This is a genomic window from Bartonella bilalgolemi, assembly GCF_023500045.1.
GTDB classification, from domain to species: Bacteria; Pseudomonadota; Alphaproteobacteria; order Rhizobiales; family Rhizobiaceae; genus Bartonella; species Bartonella bilalgolemii.
Window position 1 is genome coordinate 20,627 of sequence record NZ_JAMCOF010000013.1, and the last position, 6,850, is coordinate 27,476.

At 31.9% G+C, this 6,850-nt stretch carries 5 protein-coding genes; 4 read left to right on the top strand and 1 reads right to left on the bottom strand.

Going from position 1 to position 6,850, the window contains the following annotated elements; all coding sequences use genetic code 11:
* Positions 1 to 634: 634 nt before the first annotated feature.
* Both M4Z11_RS06660 and M4Z11_RS06665 read left to right on the top strand, forming a co-directional pair.
* On the top strand, positions 635 to 1,387 hold the full coding sequence (locus M4Z11_RS06660) for an outer membrane protein (protein ID WP_249677797.1): 753 nt from the start codon (positions 635 to 637) through the stop codon (positions 1,385 to 1,387).
* 509 nt (positions 1,388 to 1,896) lie between these two features.
* Entirely contained in the window at positions 1,897 to 3,546 is a 1,650-nt protein-coding gene (locus M4Z11_RS06665) for a BID domain-containing T4SS effector (RefSeq protein ID WP_249677801.1), read from the top strand.
* 481 nt (positions 3,547 to 4,027) lie between these two features.
* On the opposite strand, the gene M4Z11_RS06670 is transcribed toward M4Z11_RS06665, so the two are convergent.
* The gene (locus M4Z11_RS06670) at positions 4,028 to 4,558 is read right to left on the bottom strand and encodes a type IV secretory system conjugative DNA transfer family protein (protein WP_409337892.1); all 531 of its coding nucleotides are present in this window, start codon (positions 4,556 to 4,558) and stop codon (positions 4,028 to 4,030) included.
* A 55-nt stretch (positions 4,559 to 4,613) separates the two neighbouring features.
* Between M4Z11_RS06670 and M4Z11_RS06675 the strand changes: the two genes are divergently transcribed.
* Positions 4,614 to 5,333 carry a hypothetical protein gene (locus M4Z11_RS06675; protein WP_249677805.1) on the top strand — a complete coding sequence of 240 codons (720 nt, stop codon included), beginning with the start codon at positions 4,614 to 4,616 and terminating at the stop codon, positions 5,331 to 5,333.
* Between the two features lie 239 nt (positions 5,334 to 5,572).
* A complete protein-coding gene (locus M4Z11_RS06680) occupies positions 5,573 to 6,490 on the top strand; it encodes a YopJ/AvrA family T3SS effector serine/threonine acetyltransferase (RefSeq protein ID WP_249677807.1) in 918 nt (305 codons plus the stop codon).
* The last annotated feature ends 360 nt before the right edge of the window (positions 6,491 to 6,850 follow it).

Consider the following 6,850-nt stretch of genomic DNA (forward strand, 5'->3'; position numbering starts at 1 on the left):
TGTTGAAAAGTACTATTTATTATGCAATGGCTTAGATTCTTACTTAGCTATAAAATTGTTGCTTTCTGCAGCAAAAGCGTAGCAATATTAGGAGAGAAATCTAGAAAAGATGAATTGAGATCAGATTTGAATAAAATAATTTTGCAATTTTAATTAAGATTTGGCAGGTAATTTTTTTTCTAAAGGTAAATTAACTTCAGTTGGAATATAAATATATTTAATTTTAAATTAAGAAAGCTCCTAATTTTTAATAATTAAAAGTATAAGGGAATGCTTTGTTTAATTATCTCAATCACTTAAAAAATTATTTTGTTATTAGATTATAGTTTTTAAAGATCAATATGTAATTAATAAAATAAAAAAATAATATTGATTAATGCTTGGTGATTTCAGTACAGAACTATAGAAAGTTATAAATTCAGCAATATTTTAATTATTTTTTATAACTGTATTATTTTTGCTGCAGATTCATTAAAAAAACTATGTTACATTATGTTACATTATGTGCTTTAACGCTGTTACATTATGTGCTTTAACGCCTAATTAGTGACCAGAGGGTATTATGAAGTGTTTATTAATAGCATTGTATCTACTTATATGTCAGTTTCTATCTGTAGTGAAGGCAACAGGTTTTATGTATCCTTATCAATCATCTATTATTTCACCGATTATTTCTTCACCTGCCTTTTCATGGACAGGTTTTTATTTCGGTGGGAAAGTTGGTGGTTTTTTAGGTTACGCTACTTCCAATCTTATAGACAAAAGTGGTGTAGAGTACGACATTAATAAAAATCAATCATTACCTAAACTTTCAGGTATTGTAAGTGGTTTGTATGCAGGTTCAAATATTGATATTAACAATGGGTTTGTTTTTGGCTTTGATACAAATATAGGCTGGTATGGTGCAAAGGATATAAAAATTATTGATATTGATAATTTTTTACAAAATTATGGTGGTGCTGATGTAAAGGATGTTGTTGAGATAGATTTTGCTATAAAACAAATTTTACAACAAAAATGGCTTGGTGCTACGCGGGTGCGTATCGGGTTTGGTTTTGATCGTGTTATGCCTTATGTTGCTGGCGGTGTTTCTTATACACATTTTCAGAGTATTTATTCAAAGTCTCCTTTGCCATTAAGGAGTAATGCATTGTCTGAAAAATCAGGAGAGCCTTCTATAGTACGAGTTTCTAAGTCAGTTTCTGATGCCAAGATAATGACTGGTTATACAATTGGTGGTGGTTTAGATTTTGCAATGACTGATAATTTTGTTTTACGTGCTGAATACAATTATTCAGATTTTGGTAAAAAGAAAATTATAAATAATAGGATTAAAATTAGCCATAAAATCAATGACTTTTCTGTTGGTGTAGCTTATAAATTTTGAATTTTATATTAGCTTATTAAAAGGCTTTATTAAAGATGAGGCTCTTATCTGTGCATGTTAATAAAAACATATTTGTTTCACTGCATAGAAAAAGGATTACTAATATAAATCATTAATTAGATGATGAAATTTTTTAGGTATTATTAGCTAATATGAATGAAGAAAATTATGGATTAACGTCTATTAATTTCGTGAAGTTTATTTGATTTTATGCAATTTTTTATAAATTAGGAGAGCAACTGGTATAAAGTGTCAAAACAGTATTAGAGTATAAGGATACGTATCTTTTTTATACAAGCGAATTAAAAACCGAGGCAGAGTGTATGAAAGTATCAACTAATGGTTTTTATAATGTTCAACACAAAGAAATTACAATGGTATTATGAATTAGTAGATATGGATCATGAATTTTTATGTAAATGAAAGGCGCGCTTTATTGTCTTAAAAGATTTATTTTATAAAGATATATATTAGGGGATTTTACAGGTATAAAGTGTGAGGTGTTTGTTATGAAGAAAAGTGAAATGATGCTAACCTTGGAGCAACCTGAGATATGTAAAATGTCACCTTGTTATTATAATTATCCTAATAGTGTAGTGCTGAAAAATAAATATGGAATCACAGACCTTTTAAAGTTAGAGGAGAGACATGCACATGATGCAGCAAAAGAAGCTGTTAATTTGCTGCAAGAGCCTAATCCAGAACGATTTGATTCTTCCTATCTAAAGTATTTGCATAGTCGTTTATTTCAGCATACATTTGAATGGGCTGGGTGCACCCGTGATGTTCCATTTACATTTTCAGATGGCACGACTGCTATAATGCTCAACATGTCGAAGAGTGATTCCGATGTTAAGTTTGCGTCTGGTAGAAAGATTGAGGAAAGTTTAAAATTATTCGATCTAACACTTGCTCAGAAAAATAATTTACAAGGCTTATCACGTAAGGAATTTGTTCATGACGCAGCAAAATTGTTTGCTGCTATCAATTATATACATCCTTTTAGAGAAGGTAATGGACGTACACAACGAGTGTTTTTTGTAAAGCTTGCCAGAGCTGCGGGCCATAGACTTGATTTCTCTGCCGTGACAAAAAAGCGCATGACATATGTGAGTCTTGAGGCTATAAAAAACCGAGATATAGGGCCTTTGGAGGATTTGTTTGAAGATATTTCTAATCTAAGCAAGGTGAGAATTTTAAAGCGATTCATAAAAGACATGAAGGCAGGTGCAGGTGATAGCGCCAACTTGCAGGAGAAGCTTATTGTAGTAGCAAAAGAAGATACGCTCTATGAGGGAGTCTGTAAATTCCTTGATTTAGATCGCGTTGTAGTAGAAACGGAAAATGCTTATGTAATTTGTAGTAGAGATTCTCTTACACCAGAACAATTAAGGGTATTCAAGCTTGGTGATAAGGTCGCTTTTAAAGTTCTAAATCCTAAAGAAATTTTTATCCCAGGAGAAAAATTAGCTAATTTGACGCAATATGAAATTACTAAAAAGCTTACAGAACATATCTCTGTTCAAGCGCAACAAAACAAAATCCAACATTATGCAAGATTTGTTTATGGAAATGCAGATGAATTGAATGGAGTGATACGCATGATTCGTATAACGCCAAGTTTGGCGCGGATGTTTGCTAAACAGATTGCAGCTTCTTCCGCTGAGTCTTATGATAATAAAGTATTTAGTATAAAGAATTTCATACGCAAAAAATCTAATCGTAGCGAGAATTTTTGTAAACTTGTTGATGCAGTTGAAAATTATGCAAGTGTTGTAAAAGCTGCTAGAAATGAAATCCTTAAGGAGCATCAAGAAAGACAAAAACGTTGTGAGCAAGTAGTGAAAATGCCCAGCAAGACAGTGCAACGCTTTCTTGATATACCAGAAAATATGTGGCAAGAAGCTTTGAAATCAGAGGCTCTTTTACTTCTTAATGGGGATCTTTGTGATTTTATGAATAAAGTTAATTCTCGTCTTTCGTCATGTGAATGTAGAGCGATTAATAATAATAATTATGAAGAACTCGCTAAAAGTATTAACATATCAGTCAGTAAAGCAAAAGAAATTACAGAAGTCGTTAGGAAAGTCAAAGAATTACAAAGGCAATTACGGGTAGTTAGAATGGGTCGTTTAAATACAACGGATATAGCTTGTTAAAATATGTTCTTTCATTTCATTTATAGAAGGAATTTTTTTAAGATCTCTCAAAATCGAGGTGTCTAAATATCAGATGTTATTTCATTTGAGATATGAAGAAAAATGTTATGATTAGTTTTCTATTGCTGAATTCAAAGAAAGAGTGTGTGGGAGCTTGAAAAGCTTAGTTAATGCTCTTGCTTTTATTTAAGCGGAAAAATTTAGAAGTACGAAGAAGGGTGTTGGTTCTGCAATTTTATTTGCATGATTAGAATCTATTTAATAGCACTGTAATGGCGTTACAAAGATAGTTTTTAGTTATGTTAAAGGAAAATTTATACAAAATAGCGCTGATGGTGAGAAAACTACTTAAAGTATTTCATTGTTCTCATCTGTTAGATTCATGAACCAGTGTAGAAAAATACTTCTTTCAATATGCATCATTGATTATTCCATAAAGACTTTTAAAAATCACAATGAAATTAGTATAGACACTATAATCTCAAACTTCATTTCTTTTTTCTATAGATGTAAAAAGTTGATCAGTTGATGTTGATCTATGGTTTTCAGAGAGGAGGAGTCTAGCTATTTCAACTAAACCAGCTTCTCTTTCATAGATAGAGATAGTTTCATCTAATAACCAATCTAAAGGATTAAAAGCTTTTGTTGATTTTCCATGAGGGTCAAGAATATATACGGTCCTTTTGTTGATGCGCTGCCGTCTTTCTTTTACAATTGGAGCTATTTCTGTTGATGGATCAAAAACAACAATTGGACCTCTATATTTAAGGCAAGTTGGAATAACATTGCTTGTTGTTTTATATCCTCCTGAACCAGCAAAAAAGAGCATATGAGTTGAATCAAAATCAAGTTTATATGTTAATAATGGCTGACTTCCTCCTTTTCCCCATGTTGTTTTATCTTGTGGGTTGAAGGATACATCTTTGACAATATCTTCATCAACTCTATACCTTTCCCCGATAACTATTTCCCCATCACTTGGAAAAACATCTTCAAGGCGTTTCATGTTCATCCACTGAGCTCCCAATGTTCAACGACTATTAATTAATGCGCAAAATCTAGCAGATATGTTACTTCTTTCTAGTGTATGGCCAGGATTACAAAACAATCCTTGTCCTCTTTATCCTGAGAACTCTCCTGCTTTATCTCAAGTGGTGACGACAGGGGCCACCCCTTTTCGTCTTAATTTACATGTTGATGATGTTGGGCACACTCTTGTTTTTGGACCAACTGGTGCAGGAAAATCAACGCTTCTCGCTTTTTTACTTGCGCAATCATGTCGTTATTGGTCAAAAGCAGCAGATAAGAATGGTAAGCATCTTCCGGCGTATATAACAGCTTTTGATAAAGGTCGTTCATTATTTACTTTGTGTCATGCTGTAAGTGGCCGCCACTATGATATTGAGGAAAGTGATGGGAGTTTAAGTGCTCTTATGCCTCTAGCAGATGTTGATACGGAGGCCGATAATCTCTGGGCTCAAGAATGGGTGGCAATTTGTTATGAACTTCAGACAGGGCGTTCCCCAACACCAACGCAAAAGATAGAAATTCATCGTGCAATGCAGCAAATGAAGCAGACGCCTAAGCATATGCGTTCATTAGGTAATTTTGTCACGACAGTTCAAGATAAAGAAATTCATCAAGTTCTCCTGCATTATAAACTTTCTAGTGCGATGAGGCATTTATTAGATGGTCAAAAACCGCTTGAAGAAGAGCACAAAGACGCTCTAGCGTACGATTTAATTTTCAATACCGATATAATTGTAGCGTTCCCTATTGAAAACTAAGTGACAGATTCTGAAAATTCAGATTTTCCTTTAGAATGCAGCATTTCCTAAAATTGTAGATTTTATATTAAAAGCTTACGAACAAAGCGTAGACAATTTATTACAAAAGCAGCTTAGTTTTTACAAAACAATTTTATTGCCTCATTTTTTAGAATGAAAAAGAGATTAATGCACGACATTTTAAAGTCATAAAATAAGGTTAGTTATAGAATGATAATTCTAAATATGGAAATTAATATATGTCCAAACTAAGAGATTTACTAAACAAAATTCGTCGTTCAAAAAAAAATAAAAATGATATTGTGTTTGAAAAAAAAGAAAAAGCTGTACTTAGAAAAAAGTACAATTTTATATTTTGGAATACTGAACCATTAAAAAGCACTATTATGCGTTTAGAGAATGACGTTAAGCATGGTAGTTGGTATGATATGATTTATGGAGGATTGGATCTTTCAATGATGCCCGCTTTGATAGAAGAAGCAAACAAAAAATATCCACTGATGAGCCTTAAATTTTCTGCAACACCTGAGGATGTTCCCATATTAATAAAAAATGCAATAGATAATAAGATTCAATCTTCTAGATTGATAGTTAATTTAGGAGATGATGAAATCCATTTTGCAGTAATTGATCATCAAACTATCAATAATAGAATGTCTTTAATATTATTTGAACCTACAGCTTTCAAATATATGAAGCCGGCGGTATTAGCAATGAGAGTAAAAGCCATTCTTGAAGAGAGTCAATTGCCTAATTGTCATTTTTCTATAGCGGAAATGGATATTCAACGGAGTGCTTCTGAATGTGGGATTTTTAGTTTGGCTCTAGCTAAAAAGCTTTATTATGAAGCTGATAAATTAGAAAGACTACACAAAGATAATATTAACAGTGTCTTATGTAAATCAGATACTTTTTTTGTATCTTATGAACAGCTAGATAGGTATCTTCCAGTCACTTTTTACAAACATACGCAGAGCGTAACCCGTCTTAATGAGTATATAAAATCAAATCCGAAAGCTAAACAAGAAATTATTAACAAGAAGGGTGAAGTTATTTTTGAGAGGTTTGATCGGAATTCAACCGTGATAGATAATAAAAGTGTATCTTGTTCGCCACACAAAAAAAGGATTTATGAATATAAATCTTTGATAAGGTAAATATAAATCTTTGATCAAATTATCAATTTTGAAAAACATATAAACTTGGGATTAAGGCTTTTTAGGGTATTTATAGCTTCCTTGTTAAAGGGTGTTTTATTACTTGATAGAGTATACACAATGTATATATGTGCTAAGAAGCAAGTGCCTAAGGAATACTGAATTACTAGTAAGGGTTATGGAAACAACTTTTTCTACAGATATAATTATCAAATCCGGTTTGTTTTTCTCGTTGGAATTTTAATTTTATTGCAAAGCAACTTAACATCAAATTATCATTTGCAATCTATCAAGAATTATAAAGAACAAAAAAGCACTACAAACTTTATATAGCAGTATATAATAACTATTAAATCTCTA